Raw genomic sequence first — 15,563 nt, forward strand, 5'->3', positions numbered from 1 at the left:
CCGTCCCCCCGTTCCACACCGTGTCGATCTCCAGCAGCACCTCCGACGGCGCCCCCCGCAACCGCACCCGCAGCACGACCCGCTCCTCCGACCGCGCACACCCCCGCGGCAACGTCTGCTCGTTCACGAGCGGCTCGGACCACCGCAGCCGTACGGTCGCGTCCGGCACCGCGGAAGGACCGTGATTGCGCGGCGTGAACCGCACGTCCACCCGCCCGCCCGACATGGCCGCGGCCCCGTGATACGCCAGATCCGCCTCCGGCCCGCCGACGGCGGCCGCCGTGCCCCCGCCCACCAGCGCCACCAGCACCGCGCCCCACACCGCAAGCACCCGCATGCCACCCACTCCTCGCTCCAGCCGCCCGAACCGCCGCGGTCGCAGGGATGTATCCCACGTACGGCCAACGGCAGGCGCCCTCCATCAGGTGACGCGCCCCCCGGCGGACCGGCGTGCCAAGCTGGCCCCCATGCTCGTAGCCCGCTCCGCCGCCCTCTTCGCCGTGGCCGCCCTCTTCGAGATCGGCGGCGCCTGGCTGGTCTGGCAGGGCTTACGGGAGCACCGCGGCTGGATGTGGACCGCCGGCGGCGTCCTCGCCCTCGGGGCCTACGGCTTCGTCGCCACCTTCCAGCCCGACGCCCACTTCGGCCGCATCCTCGCCGCGTACGGCGGCATCTTCGTGGCCGGCTCGATCCTGTGGGGCATGGCGGCCGACGGCTACCGCCCCGACCGCTGGGACGTCGCGGGCGCGCTGATCTGCCTCGCGGGCATGGCGGTGATCATGTACGCACCGCGCGACTGAGCGTCGCCCTCAGAAACCCTCGCCGTCCAGCAGTCCCAGCTGCCCCGGTGGACCCGCTGAAGCCCCCCTCGTCGATGACCGTGTCCCCGGCCTCGTAGGAGTGCAGCGACTCGAACCTTGTACTCCGCCTCCGTACGTCAGGGGATCACCCGCCTCGACCTTCCCCCCGGCCCGCCATCCGGACCGCCCGGAGCCCCGGACCCAGGCCCACCTATCCTGGCGGGAGCCCGTACCCGCGCCCGCCCGAGGAGCAGCCCATGGCATCCGCCGCCCCGTCCCCCGCGTCCCGGATCGCGATCGTCACCGGGGCGAGCAGCGGAATCGGCGCGGCGACGGCACGGCAGCTCGCCGCGGCCGGCTACCGCGTCGTCCTGACCGCCCGCCGCAAGGACCGCATCGAGGCGCTCGCCGAGGAGATCAACGCGGCCGGACACCAGGCGACCGCCTACCAGCTGGACGTGACCGACCGCGCGGCCGTCGACGAGTTCGCCACGGCCTTCAAGACGGTCGGCGTCCTCGTCAACAACGCCGGCGGAGCCCTCGGCGCCGACCCCGTCGCCACCGGCGACCCCGCCGACTGGCGCACGATGTACGAGACCAACGTCATCGGCACCCTGAACCTCACCCAGGCCCTGCTCCCCAAGCTCGACGCGAGCGGCGACGGCACGGTCGTCGTCGTCTCCTCCACAGCCGGCCACGGCACCTACGAGGGCGGCGCGGGCTACGTCGCCGCCAAGCACGGCGCCCACGTCCTCGCCGAGACCCTGCGCCTGGAGATCGTCGGCCGCCCGGTCCGCGTGATCGAGATCGCGCCCGGCATGGTCAAGACCGACGAGTTCGCCCTGACCCGCTTCGGCGGCGACCAGGAGAAGGCGGAGAAGGTCTACCAGGGCGTCGCCGAACCCCTCACCGCCGACGACGTCGCCGAGACCATCACCTGGGCGGTCACCCGCCCCAGCCACGTCAACGTCGACCTCCTGGTCCTGCGCCCCCGCGCCCAGGCCTCCAACACCAAGGTCCACCGCGACCTGTGACCCCCGACCACAAGGACCCCCACGACGAACGCCACATGTGGTGGTGGCTCGCCTACTTCCTCTTCGGCATCCACATCGTGGCGTTCGTCATGATCTACGCGGTGACACACGCACCGAAGTGAGCGCGGCAGATCACCCACAGGGGTGGACCGCTTCGATCACCTGAACACACCCTGAACTGGCGACCTAGGCTCACGCCACAACATCGACACGACGGCCCTCGACCGGGATGCCGCCCAGTCGAGGGCCTGTCCAGCAAGGAAGTAGAGGCTTCCCTGTGGCCGAATGCGAGCCTAACGCTCCCCAGTTCATGGACCTGACGGTCCCCGAGTACGCGTACATGTTCGGCTTCCTGCAGGCGGACGGGCACCTACAACGAGGAGCAGGGAAGAAAGGCAAGTTGAGCGTCGAGCTGAGCGCCCGAGACGTCGACCTCCTGCGCAGGTTCCAGGAGCTGACGCCGTACTACAGCAGCATCACCGAGCGCACCCGGTCCACCAACTTCGCCCAGGTCCACACCTCGGTCACCTGGACCCTGTGCTCTCTCGAAGCCAGAACCAGGCTGAACGAACTCGGCCTGCCTTACGGCCGCAAGTCGAGAACGATCGCTCCGCCGAGTGTCGAGTTCGCGCCAAACGACTACCTCCGAGGCATCATTGACGCGGACGGTTCAGTGGGGTTCACCAGGCAAGGGCTGCCCTTCATCTCCCTCACCACACAGAGCACGGCCATTGGTGCCTACCTGTGCTCCCACGCCGAGAGCGTCACGGGGGCTGAGCGCACTCTCAAACGCAACGCCCGAGACGGCATCTACAACGTTCTCTACGCGACGGAGAACGCCCAGCAGCTGGTAGCCCACCTCTACTACCCGGGCTGCCTGTCTCTGGCCAGGAAGCAGAGCGCGGCCGATTCGCTTGCGGCCTGGGTCCGCCCTGCAGGCATGAAACTCCGGCCTCCCCGCATCAAATGGACTGCCGAAATGGACCGGGTCCTGCTCGCAGCACCGACCATCGCCCATGCCGCTGCAGAACTCGGCTACTCCAACGGCCCCTGCCAAAACCGCCGATGGAAACTCCTTCATGGCGTGGTGCCACTGCCGGACTCCGCTTCTAGCCCTTGATGCAGATGAACTGCTTCAGCTTCGCCACGACCTCGACCAGATCGCGCTGCTGCCCCATCACCTGGTCGATGTTCTTGTAGGCACCCGGAATCTCGTCCACCACGCCGGAGTCCTTGCGGCACTCCACGCCCCGCGTCTGCTCCTCCAGATCTCGAACCGAGAAGCGCCGCTTGGCAGCGTTCCGGCTCATACGCCGACCCGCTCCGTGAGAAGCCGAGTTGAAAGCCTTTTCGTTTCCGAGACCCTTGACGATGTACGAGCTGGTGCCCATGGACCCCGGGATGATCCCGTACTCGCCGTTGCCTGCGCGGATCGCTCCCTTCCGAGTGACCAGCAGGTCCATGCCCTCGTAGCGCTCCTCCGCCACGTAGTTGTGGTGGCAGGAGATCTCCGTCTCGAAGGTCGGCTTCGCCTTCTTGAACTCCTTGCGGACCACGTCCTTCAGGAGCGCCATCATGATCGAGCGGTTGTATTTCGCATACTCCTGAGCCCAGTACAGATCATTTCGATACGCCGCCATCTGCGGAGTGTCCGAGACGAAGACTGCGAGATCACGGTCGACCAGGCCCTGGTTGTGCGGCAGCTTCTGGGCAACCCCAATGTGATACTCCGCCAGTTCCTTGCCGATGTTCCGGGAACCGGAGTGCAGCGTGAGCCATACCGAACCATTGGAGTCGAACAACAGCTCGACGTAGTGATTTCCCCCGCCCAGCGTCCCCATCTGCTTAGCCGCCCGCTCCTCCCGGAACTTGACCGCCTCCGCAACCCCGTCGAACCGCCCCCAGAACTCGTGCCACCCCGCCGTCGCCAGCCCGTGGAAGCGCCCCGGCTCGACGGGGCTGTCGTGCATCCCCCGCCCCACCGGAATCGCCTGCTCGATCTTCGACCGGAGCCGGGACAGGTCGCCCGGCAGGTCGTTCGCCGTCAGGGACGTCTTCACCGCCGACATGCCGCAGCCGATGTCCACGCCCACCGCCGCCGGGCACACCGCACCCTGCATCGCGATCACCGAGCCGACCGTCGCACCCTTGCCGTAGTGCACGTCCGGCATCACGGCGAGGCCCTTGATCCACGGCAGGGTCGCGACGTTGCGCAACTGCTGGAGGGCCACGTCCTCGACCGTCGCCGGGTCGGTCCACATACGGATCGGGACCTTGGCGCCCGGCATCTCCACGTACGACATATCGTCCTCATTCCCCCGGAAAACAAACAGAAGTCTCGAATCGCAAAACCGGCGCCAAGGTCGACGTAAGGGATGACGGACCGGCGTTCACGGCAGTGCGTGCGATACACATTGTCTGCCGGGGACGCCCCCGTGCGGCAAGCGAATAACCTGCGGGGACACTGTGATCCCCACACGTCGCAGACATTCCGAGAGGAGCCCCACCGTGCAGCGGAAGGCCTACGTACCCGGCGTCGCCGCCCTCCTCGCGGCGCTGCTGGCCGGCTGCACCGGCAGCTCCGGTGGCGACGGCACGACGGACGACGCGAACCCCGGTGACGCGGGCACCGCCTCCGTCGCCGCCCAGCCCGGCAAGTACCGCACCCTCCCCGAGCCCTGCGGTGTCGTCGGCCAGAGCACCCTCGACGCGCTCCTGCCCGGCATCCAGCAGATCGCCGACGCGGACCGGCGCGCCAGGGCCTACGAGGGCGAGGCCACGCTCACCTACGACACGGACCGCAAGGTCGGCTGCCGCTGGAAGGTGGAGGCCACGGACGCCACCGAGTACCTGTCGGTCGACTTCGAGCGGGTGGTGTCGTACGACAACGCGGTCAGTGACGACACCCAGGCGCAGCAGCTCTTCGCGCTGGCCGAGGAGAAGGCCGACCTGCCGGCGGCGACGGTGAGCGCGACCTCGGACGTGGCGGAGAGCGGCACCGCCAGTCCCACGGGTTCCCCGACGGCCACCCCGAGCGGTTCCGCGAGCGCGAGCGGTTCGGCCTCCGCCACTCCGTCCGATCTCCAGCCCCGCCTCCTGGACGATCTGGGCGACGAGGCGTTCCTGGACGACGTGTTGGGCGGCTCGGGTTCGACGGCCCAGCAGCGCAAGGTGACTGTGGCGTTCCGCACGTCCAACGTGATCGTGACCATCGAGTACGAGGAGCAGCCGACGACGCTCGGTGTGACCCCGGACAGCAAGGAAATGCAGGACAACGCCCGGAAACTGGCCTCTCAGCTCGCCGGGTCGCTGTCCGGCTGAGGGGTCTGCACATCCCCCTCACCCGTGTGCGCAAAGCCTTCGATGCCGGCCCGCACGGCATCCTCACCGCGTACCGTGGCCCCTCGGACCCGATCCGACGGCAGGAACCACAAGCGTCATGAGTGAAGGAACCATGCAGCGACGAGCAGAGCGTGACCAAGGTGTTCAGCAAGCGAAGCGTCTTCACCGCGTCCTTGTCTGCGCGGCCGCAGTCCCGGTGATGCTGATCGCCGCCGGCTGCTCCTCCGACTCCGGCTCCGGTGGCGACAGCGCGAGCGGCGGCTCGGACAGCGGCAAGGGTGCGGACGGCGGTGCGTCCGTGTCCGCGAGTGCGGCGCCCACGGTGCAGGCGGCGGCGTACAAGTCGCTTCCGGAGTCGTGCGGGGTGCTGTCGTCGAAGACTTTGAAGTCCTTGGTCCCGGAGGCCTCGAAGGCAGGCAAGAAGGGCACGTCGGAGGCGGGCACGCGCGGCAGTTGCTCGTGGAGCAGCCTCGACAACAACGGGGTGAAGGGCTCTCAGTTCCGCTGGCTGAACGTCTCGCTGCTGCGGTTCGAGTCGGACACCTCGCGCGGTACGGGTGAGGCGCAGGCGCAGAAGTACTACACGCAGCAGATCCAGGACGCCCAGTCGGTGGCCGGCGCGAAGAACGCCAAGTCGCAGGCGGTGTCCGGGACGGGTGACGCGGCGACGCTGGTGCGGTACGACCTGAAGAAGAAGGAAGGCGCCTTCAAGCAGCAGACGGTGGTCACGCGCGTGGAGAACGTCGTCGTCACCGTCGACTACAACGGCGCGGGTCTGGCCGGTGACAAGGCGCCGAGCGCGGACACGCTCGCGAAGCTCGCGGAGAAGGCCGCCAAGGAGGCGGTGGCCGCGGTGTCGGCGGCGAACGGCGAGGGTGCGGCGAATCCGGCCCCCTCGGAGTCGGCGTCGGGTTCGAAGGCCCCGTCGAAGTCGGCGTCCCCGTCCCCGTCGGCGTCGAAGTCGGCCACGAAGTCGGCATCTCCGTCCAAGTCGGCCGCGAAGTCGGGCTGAAGAAGGACTGACGGCCTGTACCGGCCATCCGTGCGCAGCACACATGTGCCACTCTGTTGCGCGCAACAACACGTACAGGGAGGGGAGTACGGGTGGCCGCGCCCATGCAGTTGACTCGAATGCACCGCGTGCTCATCGGCGTGGTCGTGTTCGGCGCCGTGATCATCGCCGGCATCGGCTTCGCGGGGTCGTACGCGGCCGTCCGTGAACTCGCCATCCAGAAGGGCTTCGGGAACTTCAGCTATGTGTTCCCGATCGGCATCGACGCGGGTATCTGTGTTCTGCTGGCCCTGGACCTGCTCCTGACGTGGATCCGCATCCCGTTCCCGCTGCTGCGGCAGACGGCGTGGCTGCTGACGGCCGCCACGATCGCCTTCAACGGGGCGGCGGCCTGGCCGGATCCGCTGGGTGTGGGCATGCACGCGGTGATCCCGGTCCTGTTCGTGGTGGCGGTGGAGGCCGCCCGGCACGCGATCGGCCGGATCGCGGACATCACGGCGGACAAGCACATGGAGGGGGTCCGCCTCACCCGCTGGCTGCTGTCGCCGATCCCCACGTTCCTGTTGTGGCGCCGGATGAAGCTGTGGGAGCTGCGCTCCTACGAGCAGGTCATCAAGCTGGAGCAGGAGCGTCTCGTCTACCGCGCCCGGCTGCACTCCCGCTTCGGCCGGGCCTGGCGCCGCAAGGCCCCGGTGGAGTCCCTGATGCCGCTCCGGCTGGCGCGGTACGGGGTTCCGCTGGCGGAGACGGCTCCGGCGGGCCTGGCGGCGGCGGGCATCGAGCCGGTCCTGCTCCCGCCGGCGCCCGAGGTGGTCGCGGGCAGTGGTGCGGCCGGGCCGGCCCCGGTCCCGCAGCGGGCGGCCGCCCCCGGCGAGCAGCGCCTGGAGCTGGACGCCAACCGGCAGGCGCAGCAGGCGGCCCCGGAACCGGAGCCCGACCTGAGCCCTTGGTTCGAGGCGCCCCAGCAGATCGAGTACCAGGGCGGCTACAACCCGAACTACGACCCGGCCGAGCAGTACGAGCGCTGGTACGAGGAACAGATCGAGGCCGAGCAGTACGAGTTGCAGCAGATCCAGTACGAGGAGCCGCCCCGGGAGCCCTCGATGGAGGAGACGGGCAGCTTTCCCATCCCGGTGACGAACGGCCGTACCCGGGAGCTGGGCGAGGGCGGCGGGGCCCCGGAGCCGACGGAGGAGGACTTCTACCAGGTCTTCAAGAAGTCGATAGACGGCAGCTATCCCTCCCCCGGCCAGCTCAGGGGGGACGTGGAGGCGACGTACGGCATCGTGCTCCCGCAGCGCGAGGCCGAGCGCATGGTCAACCGCTTCACGAACCGTCACACGGCGGAGCTCCAGGAGGACCACATCGCCTAGCGGACGTCACACGGAGAAGGGGCCCTCGCCGGTATGCCGGTGGCGAGGGCCCCTTCTGCGTTGCCCGGTGTCTACTCCCCGAGCAGTGCCCGGACCCGCTCCTGTCCGACGGCCAGCAGCAGCGTGGGCAGCCGGGGCCCGGTGTCGCGGGAGACCAGCAGCCGGTACAGCAGGGCGAAGAACGTCCGCTGGGCGGTCTTGATCTCGGCGGGCAGTTCCTTGGGGGTGGCGTCCGCGGAGAACCCGGCCTGCACCTTGGGCACGCCGTACACGAGGTGGGTGAGCCCGTCGAGCGACCAGTGCGAGGCGAGCCCGTCGAGCAGGAGGCGCAGGGACTGCTGGGAGGCCTCGTCGAGGGACTTCAGCAGTTCGGCGTCGGGTTCGTCGCGCACGATGGTCCGCTGGTCGGCGGGCACGTGGGTGTTGATCCAGGCCTCGGCCTTGTCGTACCGGGGCCGGGCCTCGTCCAGGGCCGACAGCGGGTTGCCGGGGTCCAGTTCGCTGAGGATGCGCAGCGCCTGGTCCTCGTGCCCGGCGGTGATGTCGGCGACGGAGGCGAGCGTGCGGTACGGCAGCACGCGCGCGGTCCTGGGCAGTTCGCCTGCGGCCGTGCGCACCGCGCGGGAGTGCGCGGCGACGTCGGCGGGCAGCGCGGTGCCGTCGGCGACCTTGGCGTCCAGCTTGTCCCACTCGTCGTAGAGCCGCTGGATCTCCTGGTCGAAGGCGATCTTGAAGGACTGGTTGGGCTTGCGGCGGGCGTAGAGCCAGCGCAGGAGCTGCGGCTCCATGATCTTCAGCGCGTCGCCCGGTGTGGGCACCCCGCCCCGCGACGACGACATCTTCGCCATCCCGGAGATGCCGACGAAGGCGTACATGGGTCCGATGGGCTGCTTGCCGCCGAAGATCCCGACGATCTGCCCGCCGACCTGGAAGGAGGAGCCGGGGGACGAGTGGTCGACGCCGCTGGGCTCGAAGACGACGCCCTCGTACGCCCACCGCATCGGCCAGTCGACCTTCCAGACGAGCTTGCCGCGGTTGAACTCGTTCAGCCGGACGGTCTCGGCGAACCCGCAGGCGTTGCAGGTGTACGACAGCTCGGTGGTGGCGTCGTCGTATGAGGTGACGGTGGTGAGGTCCTTCTCGCAGTTGCCGCAGTAGGGCTTGTACGGGAAGTACCCGGCGGATCCGGAGGACCCGTCGTCCTCGGCGGCCGCGCCGGAGCCCTCGGCGGCCTCGACCTCGGCCTCGTCGAGGGGCTTCTGCTGCTTCTTGGCCGGGGCCTTCTTGGTCCGGTACTGGTCGAGGATCGCGTCGATGTCCCCGCGGTGCGCCATGGCGTGCAGGATCTGCTCGCGGTAGACGCCGGAGGTGTACTGCGCGGTCTGGCTGATCCCGTCGAACTCGACACCGAGCTCGGCGAGCGCGTCGACCATGGCGGCCTTGAAGTGCTCGGCCCAGTTCGGGAACGCGGACCCCTTGGGCGCGGGCACGGAGGTCAGCGGCTTGCCGATGTGCTCGGCCCACGACTCGTCGATCCCGGCGACACCGGCCGGCACCTTGCGGTAGCGGTCGTAGTCGTCCCAGGAGATGAGGTGCCGCACCTGGTGTCCGCGGCGCCGGATCTCGTCGGCGACGAGGTGCGGGGTCATGACCTCGCGCAGGTTCCCGAGGTGGATCGGTCCCGAGGGGGAGAGTCCGGACGCGACGACGACCGGTTTGCCCGGGGCCCGGCGCTCCGACTCCTCGATGACCTCATCCGCGAAACGGGAGACCCAGTCGGTGGTCTCGGTGCTCTGAGCCACGATCGGCACGTCCTTCTTTCTGAACGGGTGACGCTCCATTGTCACAGACCCGGGTGCGGCCGGAAAAACCGCTTTACCCCCCATGGGATACTGGCGGTGTCCATCGATCCTCACCAGGAGAACGGCACCCCTCCTTATGGCCTCGGTCACGTCCCTCAGCGACTCCGTCCAGCAGCGTCTCGCGGCGGCCCTCTCGGCCGCTGTGCAGGACGCCGACTCCGCGGACCCGCTGCTGCGACGTAGCGACCGGGCGGACTTCCAGGCGAACGGCATCCTGGCGCTCGCCAAGAGGTCGAAGGCCAACCCGCGGGACCTGGCGGCCCAGGTGGTCGCCCGGGTCGAGTCGGGCGACCTGCTGAGGGACATCGAGGTCTCGGGCCCCGGCTTCCTGAACATCACGCTCACCGACCGGGCGATCACCGAGAACCTGGCCGCCCGGTACGCCGACGAGACCGGCCGCCTGGGTGTGCCGCTCGCCGCCGACCCGGGCATCACGGTCGTCGACTACGCCCAGCCGAACGTGGCGAAGGAGATGCACGTCGGCCATCTGCGGTCCGCGGTGATCGGCGACGCGCTGCGCGCGATGCTCGACTTCACCGGCGAGAAGACGATCGGCCGGCATCACATCGGCGACTGGGGCACGCAGTTCGGCATGCTGATCCAGTACCTGATGGAGCACCCCGGCGAGCTGGCCCCGGCGTCGGAGGTCGACGGCGAGCAGGCCATGTCGAACCTGAACCGGGTGTACAAGGCGTCGCGCGTGGTCTTCGACTCCGACGACGAGTTCAAGGAGCGGGCGCGCAAGCGGGTCGTCGCCCTGCAGTCCGGCGACAAGGAGACCCTCGACCTCTGGCAGCAGTTCGTGGACGAGTCGAAGGTCTACTTCTACTCGGTCTTCGAGAAACTGGACATGGAGATCCGCGAGGACGAGATCGTCGGCGAGTCGGCGTACAACGAGGGCATGCCCGAGACGGCCCGCCTCCTGGAGGAGATGGGCGTCGCGGTGCGCTCCGAGGGCGCGCTGGTCGTCTTCTTCGACGAGATCCGCGGCAAGGACGACCAGCCGGTGCCGCTGATCGTGCAGAAGGCGGACGGCGGCTTCGGCTACGCGGCGAGCGACCTGACGGCGATCAGGAACCGCGTCACCGACCTGCACGCCACGTCCCTCCTGTACGTGGTGGACGTCCGCCAGTCCCTGCACTTCAAGATGGTCTTCGAGACGGCCCGCCGGGCGGGCTGGCTGTCCGACGAGGTCACCGCGCACAACATGGGCTACGGCACCGTGCTGGGCGCGGACGGCAAGCCGTTCAAGACGCGTGAGGGCGAGACGGTACGGCTGGAGGACCTGCTGGACGAGGCGGTGCAGCGGGCCGCCGAGGTCGTACGGGAGAAGGCGCAGGACCTCACCGAGGAGGAGATCCAGGAGCGGGCGGCGCAGGTGGGCATCGGCGCGGTGAAGTACGCCGACCTGTCCACGTCCCCGAACCGGGACTACAAGTTCGACCTGGACCAGATGGTCTCGCTGAACGGTGACACGTCCGTGTACCTCCAGTACGCGTACGCCCGTATCCAGTCGATCCTGCGCAAGGCGGGAGACGTCCGGCCGGCCGCCCACCCGGAGCTCGAACTGGCGGACGCCGAGCGGGCGTTGGGCCTGCACCTGGACTCGTTCGGCAGCACGGTCTTCGAGGCGGCGGCGGAGTACGCCCCGCACAAGCTGGCGGCGTACCTCTACCAGCTGGCGTCCCTGTACACGTCGTTCTACGACAAGTGCCCCGTCCTGAAGGCCGCATCGCAGGCCCAGGTGGAGAACCGCCTCTTCCTCTGCGACCTGACCGCCCGCACCCTCCACCAGGGCATGGCCCTGCTCGGCATCAGGACACCCGAGAAGCTCTGACCGCAGGGCCGTTGTCAGTGGCTGCCCCTACAGTCACTGGCATGGCGACTCTTCCCAACCCGCTGCCCGCCCTGGCGGCAGATCCGAGTGGTCGTTCGCTCGGACTCGGGCTCCCCCTCGGGAGACTGATCGACGAGACGGACGACGGTCCGTGGCACGAGCCGTTGCTGTGGCACGCCGAGTACGCGGCGTCGTCCGGGGCCTGGACCGCGCTGGGTGCTCGGGCGGCGCGCACCGGTCTGCTGCCGGTGCTGATAGAGGTCGGCGGCAGCCAGGGCGGGCCCGAGGAGTGGGAGTTGATGCCCGGGGAGATGTCGTACCCCGGCGACCACGACCCGGAGGAACTCCTGGCGGAGTACTGGGAGTACGCGATCGGCGAGCCGGACGAGCCCGACGCGGCCGTCGCCCCGTACGACGAGGCGTGGCCCGGTCTCGCCCCGGGCCCCGGATCGCTCCCCGCCGACCCCGACGCCCGGGCTGCCGAGACCGCCGACGCGCTCCTCGACGAGGGCTCGTGGTTCAAGGAGCCGCGCCTCGCCCTGGTCCCGGCCCGGCGCAGCGCCGACATCCCGGCGGCCATCGGCTGGACGGGCCCGCTGAACTACGAGCAGGACGTGGCCCGTCTCTGCGCGGTCCTGCGTTCCTGGGAGGACCGCTTCGGCATACGCGTGCTGGCGCTCGGCTTCGACCGGTTGGTCCTGTCCGTCGCCGCCCCGCCCACGACCGGGGACGAGGCGGAGGCCGTCGCCGCCGAGCACTTCGCGTTCTGCCCGGACACCATCACGCAGGGGGACCACGAGACCCTGCGCGAGTACGCCGAGCACGCGGTGCGGGGGAAGCGGGTCTGGTCCTTCTGGTGGGACTGACCTGCGTCAGCCGGGCGGCAGCAGCCGCAGCCCTTCCGGCGCCCTGACGCCGAACTCCTCCTCCAGCAGCAGCCGCACCTCCGCCTCCCCGGTCAGCTCCCGCTTGTGCACCGTGCCGTCGGCGCGGGTCTCGGTGAGGAGGCCGCCGTGCAGGAGGAGATGGCGCTCGGCGGTGACGCCCTGGACGTAGATCCGCTGGGTGAAGGGGGAGCGCGGGTTGGTCCCGATGTGCCAGTTGATGACCTCGAAGTCGGGTTCCTCGAAGGGCTCCAGGGTGAAGGCGTACTGGTCCGTCCAGCTCTCCTGGTGCGCCTGGAGCACCCACAGCTCCAGCGGCCCCTTGTGCGGCATCCGCGTCAGCCGGTGGCGGCGGCCGGCGTCCTGGAACTCGGTGTCCGGCCTCAGCGGCACCGGTTCCAGCAGCGCGCCGATCGCCCCGAACCCGACGTCGGCGAGATACGGCTGCGGGTCGCCGGGGATCTCCACCAGCAGCAGCATGTGGGTGCGCGGCCGGCTCTCGACGCTGTCCGCGCCGAGGACGACACGGGCCGCCAGCCGGGTCACCCGGAAGCCGAGCGCCTCCAGGGCGAGCAGGAAGAGCGTGTTGTGCTCGTAGCAGTACCCCCCGCGCCGGCTGCGCACCAGCTTCGCCATCAGGTCGCCGGGTTCGAGGGAGGGGGCGCGGCGGCCCAGGGCGTCGAGGTTCTCGAAGGGGATGCCCCGCATGTGCGCCAGATGCAGTCCGGCGAGCGTCGCCAGGTCGGCCCGCCGCTCCCCCTCCCACCCGATCCGCGCCAGATACTCGTCCAGGTCGAACCCCGGGCTCCGCACCGTCTCATCGGCCATGCCGACACGGTAGGCACAAGGCCCCGCCCCCGTCCGCGGTCCGGAGCCGTACCGCGCCTGCGACCTTCGCCCTAGGCCACCACCGCCGGCGCCGCCTGCGCGCCCTCGACCTGGTCCCGCGCCGCGCGGAACGCCTCCCCCAGCCGCCGCAGCCCCTCCTCGATCTCCTGCGGCGTCTGCGTCACGAAGCAGAGCCGCAGGGTCGAGCGGTCGGGCTCACCGGCGTGGAAGGGCGCTCCCGGGACGTAGGCCACATCGCGGGTCACGACCTGCGGCAGCAGCGCGGTGGTGTCGTAGGCCGAAGGGAGCCGCGCCCAGAGGAACATGCCGCCCTCGGGCCGCGTCCAGACCGATCCCTCGGGCAGGGCGTCCGGCAGCCCCGCGAGCATGGCGTCCCGCCGCTCCCCGTAGACCCGCGCGACGCGCCGCACGTGCGCGTCGAGGTCCCGGTCCGCCAGGTACCGCGCGGCGGCGAGCTGGTTGACGGTCGGGGTGTGCAGGTCGGCGGCCTGCTTGGCGACCGCGCAGGCCCGGCGCAGCTCGCCGGGAGCGCGCAGCCAGCCCAGCCGCAGCCCGGGGGCCATGACCTTGGAGAAGGAGCCGAGCAGCACGGTCCGGTCGCGGGCCTCCTCGTGGTCGGCGATCCAGGGCATCCGCTCGCCCTCGAAGCGGAGTTCGCCGTACGGGTCGTCCTCGACGATCCACAGTCCGCGCCGTGCGGCCACGGACGCCACGGCGGCCCGGCGTCCCGCGGACATGGTCCGCCCGGTGGGGTTCTGGAAGGTGGGCACGGTGTAGAGCAGCTTGGGCCGCTCCCGCACGACCAGTTCCTCCAGGGCGACGGGGTCGGGGCCCTCGTCGTCCCCCGGCACGGCCACCACCCGGGCGCCCGCGAACCCGAAGGCCTGGAGAGCGGCCAGATAGCAGGGGCTCTCGACGAGAACCGTGTCCCCGGGCTCGATCAGCGCGGTGGCGAGCAGCGACAGGGCCTGCTGCGAGCCGGTGGTGACAAGGACGTCGTCGGCGTCGGTGGCGAGCCCGCGCGCCGACATCCGCTCCGCCAGGGCGGTCCGCAGCACGGGCTCGCCCTCGGTGGTCGAGTACTGGAGCGCCCGCTCGGGCGTCTCGGCGAGCACCGCCCGGTAGGCCTGCGCGATCCCCTCGGCGTCGAACAGTTCGGGCGCCGGCAGGCCGCCCGCGAAGTTGATGACCTCGGGGCGGGCGGTGACGGCGAGGATGTCCCGCACCGGCGACCCGCCGACCGACCGGGCCCGGGCGGCGAGCGGCGGCACGGAAGCGAATGTGGGCACCGTCATGGCGCGGCTCCTTCGACTTGCTGTCTGCTGACTGCCGTCCGCTGACCGCGACGGCCGGTGCAGCGCAGCCTAAGGAACTGAGTGCCGCCTACAAGCACCTTTCCGCGATGCGGACGCCGCGCACCCGCTCACGCCTTGGTGCCGGTGGCCCCGTAGACGTTGATGTCGTCGTCCGTGACGTCGTTGATGTCGCGGTAGCGGATCTTCTCGATGTCGTCGAGGGAGTCGAAGTCCTCCCCGTCGATGGCGGGCGGCGCGGGCGCGGGAGCGGGGTGCCACAGGTGTGCGGGCACCACGCCGGGCTCGTCCAGGGTGAGCCCCGGCACCTCGGTGAAGAAGCGCTCCACCTGCGCCTTGGACCGGAAGACGAAGGTGAACCCGCGCTCGGTGTAGGTGCGTTGGACCGCGCGGGCGGGCTCCGGGTGCATCTCGTCGGTCAGGTGGCTGAGCACGACCCGGCTCCCCGCGGGCAGCGCCGCCACGAGTTCCCGCACGATCGGACGGGCCTCGTCGTCCTCGACGAAGTGCAGGATCGCGACCAGGCAGAGAGCGATCGGCTGGTCGAAGTCGAGGGTCCTGGCGGCCTGTTCGAGGATCTGCGCGGGACTCCTGAAGTCGGCGTCGATGTAGTCCGTGCGTCCCTGGGGCCCGCTGGTGAGCAGCGCGCGGGCGTGCGCCAGCACCACCGGGTCGTTGTCGACGTAGACGACCCGTGCGTCGGGCCGGATCCGCTGGGCGATTTGGTGGACGTTCTCCGCGGTGGGCAGCCCGGTGCCGATGTCGAGGAACTGCCGGATTCCGTGCCGCTCGGTCAGCCGGAGGACCGCCCGGCGCATGAAGTCGCGGTTGTGGCGCACGTCGAGGTAGCCGCGGGGGTTGGCGGCGAGCGCGGCGGCGGCGGCCTCGCGGTCGGCGGGGTAGTTGTCCTTGCCGCCGAGGAAGACGTCGTAGACGCGGGCCGGATGGGCCTTCGTGGTGTCGATCCTCTTGGCCAGTTCGGCCGGGTCATGGCTCAGCGCGTCACCGGACATGGCGTCTCCCCTGGGAATGTGTCGGTCCTTCGACGGACAACCACCGCGATGGTCAAGAACCTAACTCCTGGGGCGACTTGATGGTGCCCGGGACGCCGGATGCTCCGTCCCGCGTCCCGCGCGGGGGACTTGGGAAGCCACATCCGCGCAGGTCAGGGCGGCTTCCGGCGCAAGCGCGTCCCGAATCCCCGGTCAAGGTCTGGCGAATGCCCCGGCTCCCCCGCAGCCTGATCCCATGCCCACC

Annotated in this window: 15 protein-coding genes; 9 read left to right on the forward strand and 6 right to left on the reverse strand. The window is 70.2% G+C overall.

Annotated features, from left to right (window positions below; all coding sequences use genetic code 11):
• Nucleotides 1–337 (reverse strand): hypothetical protein (locus tag AOJ26_RS22870; protein ID WP_053850214.1); only part of this gene is annotated, 337 nt, incomplete at its 3' end.
• 130 nt (nt 338–467) lie between these two features.
• On the opposite strand from AOJ26_RS22870, the gene AOJ26_RS22875 reads away from it, so the two are divergent.
• The 4 genes from AOJ26_RS22875 (at nt 468) to AOJ26_RS22885 (ending at nt 2,954) form a co-directional block, all read left to right on the forward strand.
• On the forward strand, nt 468–800 hold the full coding sequence (locus AOJ26_RS22875) for a YnfA family protein (RefSeq protein ID WP_053850215.1): 333 nt from the start codon (nt 468–470) through the stop codon (nt 798–800).
• A 257-nt stretch (nt 801–1,057) separates the two neighbouring features.
• Complete coding sequence (locus tag AOJ26_RS22880) at nt 1,058–1,834, forward strand: SDR family NAD(P)-dependent oxidoreductase (RefSeq protein WP_053850216.1); 777 nt, start codon at nt 1,058–1,060, stop codon at nt 1,832–1,834.
• Nucleotides 1,831–1,956, forward strand: coding sequence for a hypothetical protein (locus AOJ26_RS44960; protein ID WP_256979530.1), 126 nt, complete (start codon nt 1,831–1,833; stop codon nt 1,954–1,956). Before AOJ26_RS22880 ends, AOJ26_RS44960 begins: the two co-directional genes overlap by 4 nt.
• Before the next feature lie 188 nt (nt 1,957–2,144).
• Nucleotides 2,145–2,954: a hypothetical protein gene (locus AOJ26_RS22885; RefSeq protein ID WP_179200315.1), complete on the forward strand. Its 810-nt coding sequence runs from the start codon at nt 2,145–2,147 to the stop codon at nt 2,952–2,954.
• Here the strand turns inward: AOJ26_RS22885 and AOJ26_RS22890 are convergent.
• On the reverse strand, nt 2,944–4,137 hold the full coding sequence (locus AOJ26_RS22890; protein WP_053850218.1) for an RtcB family protein: 1,194 nt from the start codon (nt 4,135–4,137) through the stop codon (nt 2,944–2,946). The genes AOJ26_RS22885 and AOJ26_RS22890 overlap by 11 nt on opposite strands.
• 205 nt (nt 4,138–4,342) lie before the next feature.
• Here AOJ26_RS22890 and AOJ26_RS22895 point away from each other — a divergent pair, with 205 nt between their 5' ends.
• From AOJ26_RS22895 to AOJ26_RS22905, 3 genes are all read left to right on the forward strand, one after another.
• On the forward strand, nt 4,343–5,155 hold the full coding sequence (locus AOJ26_RS22895) for a hypothetical protein (protein WP_053850219.1): 813 nt from the start codon (nt 4,343–4,345) through the stop codon (nt 5,153–5,155).
• Between the two features lie 118 nt (nt 5,156–5,273).
• On the forward strand, nt 5,274–6,188 hold the full coding sequence (locus AOJ26_RS22900) for a DUF3558 domain-containing protein (protein WP_179200316.1): 915 nt from the start codon (nt 5,274–5,276) through the stop codon (nt 6,186–6,188).
• 104 nt (nt 6,189–6,292) lie between these two features.
• Nucleotides 6,293–7,561, forward strand: coding sequence for a DUF2637 domain-containing protein (locus AOJ26_RS22905; protein WP_234358649.1), 1,269 nt, complete (start codon nt 6,293–6,295; stop codon nt 7,559–7,561).
• Between the two features lie 71 nt (nt 7,562–7,632).
• Here AOJ26_RS22905 and lysS read toward each other — a convergent pair whose 3' ends face one another.
• Nucleotides 7,633–9,372: a lysine--tRNA ligase gene (gene lysS / locus AOJ26_RS22910; protein WP_053850227.1), complete on the reverse strand. Its 1,740-nt coding sequence runs from the start codon at nt 9,370–9,372 to the stop codon at nt 7,633–7,635.
• A gap of 127 nt (nt 9,373–9,499) precedes the next feature.
• On the opposite strand from lysS, the gene argS reads away from it, so the two are divergent.
• Nucleotides 9,500–11,260, forward strand: a complete 1,761-nt coding sequence (gene argS, locus AOJ26_RS22915; protein ID WP_053850222.1) for an arginine--tRNA ligase — start codon at nt 9,500–9,502, stop codon at nt 11,258–11,260.
• 41 nt (nt 11,261–11,301) lie between these two features.
• Nucleotides 11,302–12,126 (forward strand): DUF4253 domain-containing protein, encoded by an 825-nt coding sequence (locus AOJ26_RS22920; RefSeq protein WP_053850223.1) that lies wholly within the window; start codon nt 11,302–11,304, stop codon nt 12,124–12,126.
• 6 nt (nt 12,127–12,132) lie between these two features.
• On the opposite strand, the gene AOJ26_RS22925 is transcribed toward AOJ26_RS22920, so the two are convergent.
• From AOJ26_RS22925 to AOJ26_RS22935, 3 genes are all read right to left on the reverse strand, one after another.
• The gene (locus AOJ26_RS22925) at nt 12,133–12,972 is read right to left on the reverse strand and encodes an arylamine N-acetyltransferase family protein (RefSeq protein ID WP_053850224.1); all 840 of its coding nucleotides are present in this window, start codon (nt 12,970–12,972) and stop codon (nt 12,133–12,135) included.
• A 71-nt stretch (nt 12,973–13,043) separates the two neighbouring features.
• Nucleotides 13,044–14,288: a PLP-dependent aminotransferase family protein gene (locus AOJ26_RS22930; protein ID WP_053850225.1), complete on the reverse strand. Its 1,245-nt coding sequence runs from the start codon at nt 14,286–14,288 to the stop codon at nt 13,044–13,046.
• 128 nt (nt 14,289–14,416) lie between these two features.
• Nucleotides 14,417–15,319, reverse strand: coding sequence for an SAM-dependent methyltransferase (locus tag AOJ26_RS22935; protein WP_053850226.1), 903 nt, complete (start codon nt 15,317–15,319; stop codon nt 14,417–14,419).
• Nucleotides 15,320–15,563 lie beyond the last annotated feature (244 nt).

Source organism: Streptomyces sp. NRRL B-24085 (genome assembly GCF_001282115.1).
Classification (GTDB): domain Bacteria; phylum Actinomycetota; class Actinomycetes; order Streptomycetales; family Streptomycetaceae; genus Streptomyces.

Excerpts from the sequence above, each read along its gene's own strand:
- AOJ26_RS22875 (WP_053850215.1), top strand. The coding sequence starts at position 468 with ATGCTCGTAGCCCGCTCCGCCGCCCTCTTCGCCGTGGCCGCCCTCTTC.
- AOJ26_RS22880 (WP_053850216.1), top strand. The coding sequence starts at position 1,058 with ATGGCATCCGCCGCCCCGTCCCCCGCGTCCCGGATCGCGATCGTCACC.
- AOJ26_RS22885 (WP_179200315.1), top strand. The coding sequence starts at position 2,145 with ATGGACCTGACGGTCCCCGAGTACGCGTACATGTTCGGCTTCCTGCAG.
- AOJ26_RS22890 (WP_053850218.1), bottom strand. The coding sequence starts at position 4,137 with ATGTCGTACGTGGAGATGCCGGGCGCCAAGGTCCCGATCCGTATGTGG.
- AOJ26_RS22900 (WP_179200316.1), top strand. The coding sequence starts at position 5,274 with ATGAGTGAAGGAACCATGCAGCGACGAGCAGAGCGTGACCAAGGTGTT.
- AOJ26_RS22905 (WP_234358649.1), top strand. The coding sequence starts at position 6,293 with ATGCAGTTGACTCGAATGCACCGCGTGCTCATCGGCGTGGTCGTGTTC.
- argS (WP_053850222.1), top strand. The coding sequence starts at position 9,500 with ATGGCCTCGGTCACGTCCCTCAGCGACTCCGTCCAGCAGCGTCTCGCG.
- AOJ26_RS22920 (WP_053850223.1), top strand. The coding sequence starts at position 11,302 with ATGGCGACTCTTCCCAACCCGCTGCCCGCCCTGGCGGCAGATCCGAGT.
- AOJ26_RS22925 (WP_053850224.1), bottom strand. The coding sequence starts at position 12,972 with ATGGCCGATGAGACGGTGCGGAGCCCGGGGTTCGACCTGGACGAGTAT.
- AOJ26_RS22930 (WP_053850225.1), bottom strand. The coding sequence starts at position 14,288 with ATGACGGTGCCCACATTCGCTTCCGTGCCGCCGCTCGCCGCCCGGGCC.
- AOJ26_RS22935 (WP_053850226.1), bottom strand. The coding sequence starts at position 15,319 with ATGTCCGGTGACGCGCTGAGCCATGACCCGGCCGAACTGGCCAAGAGG.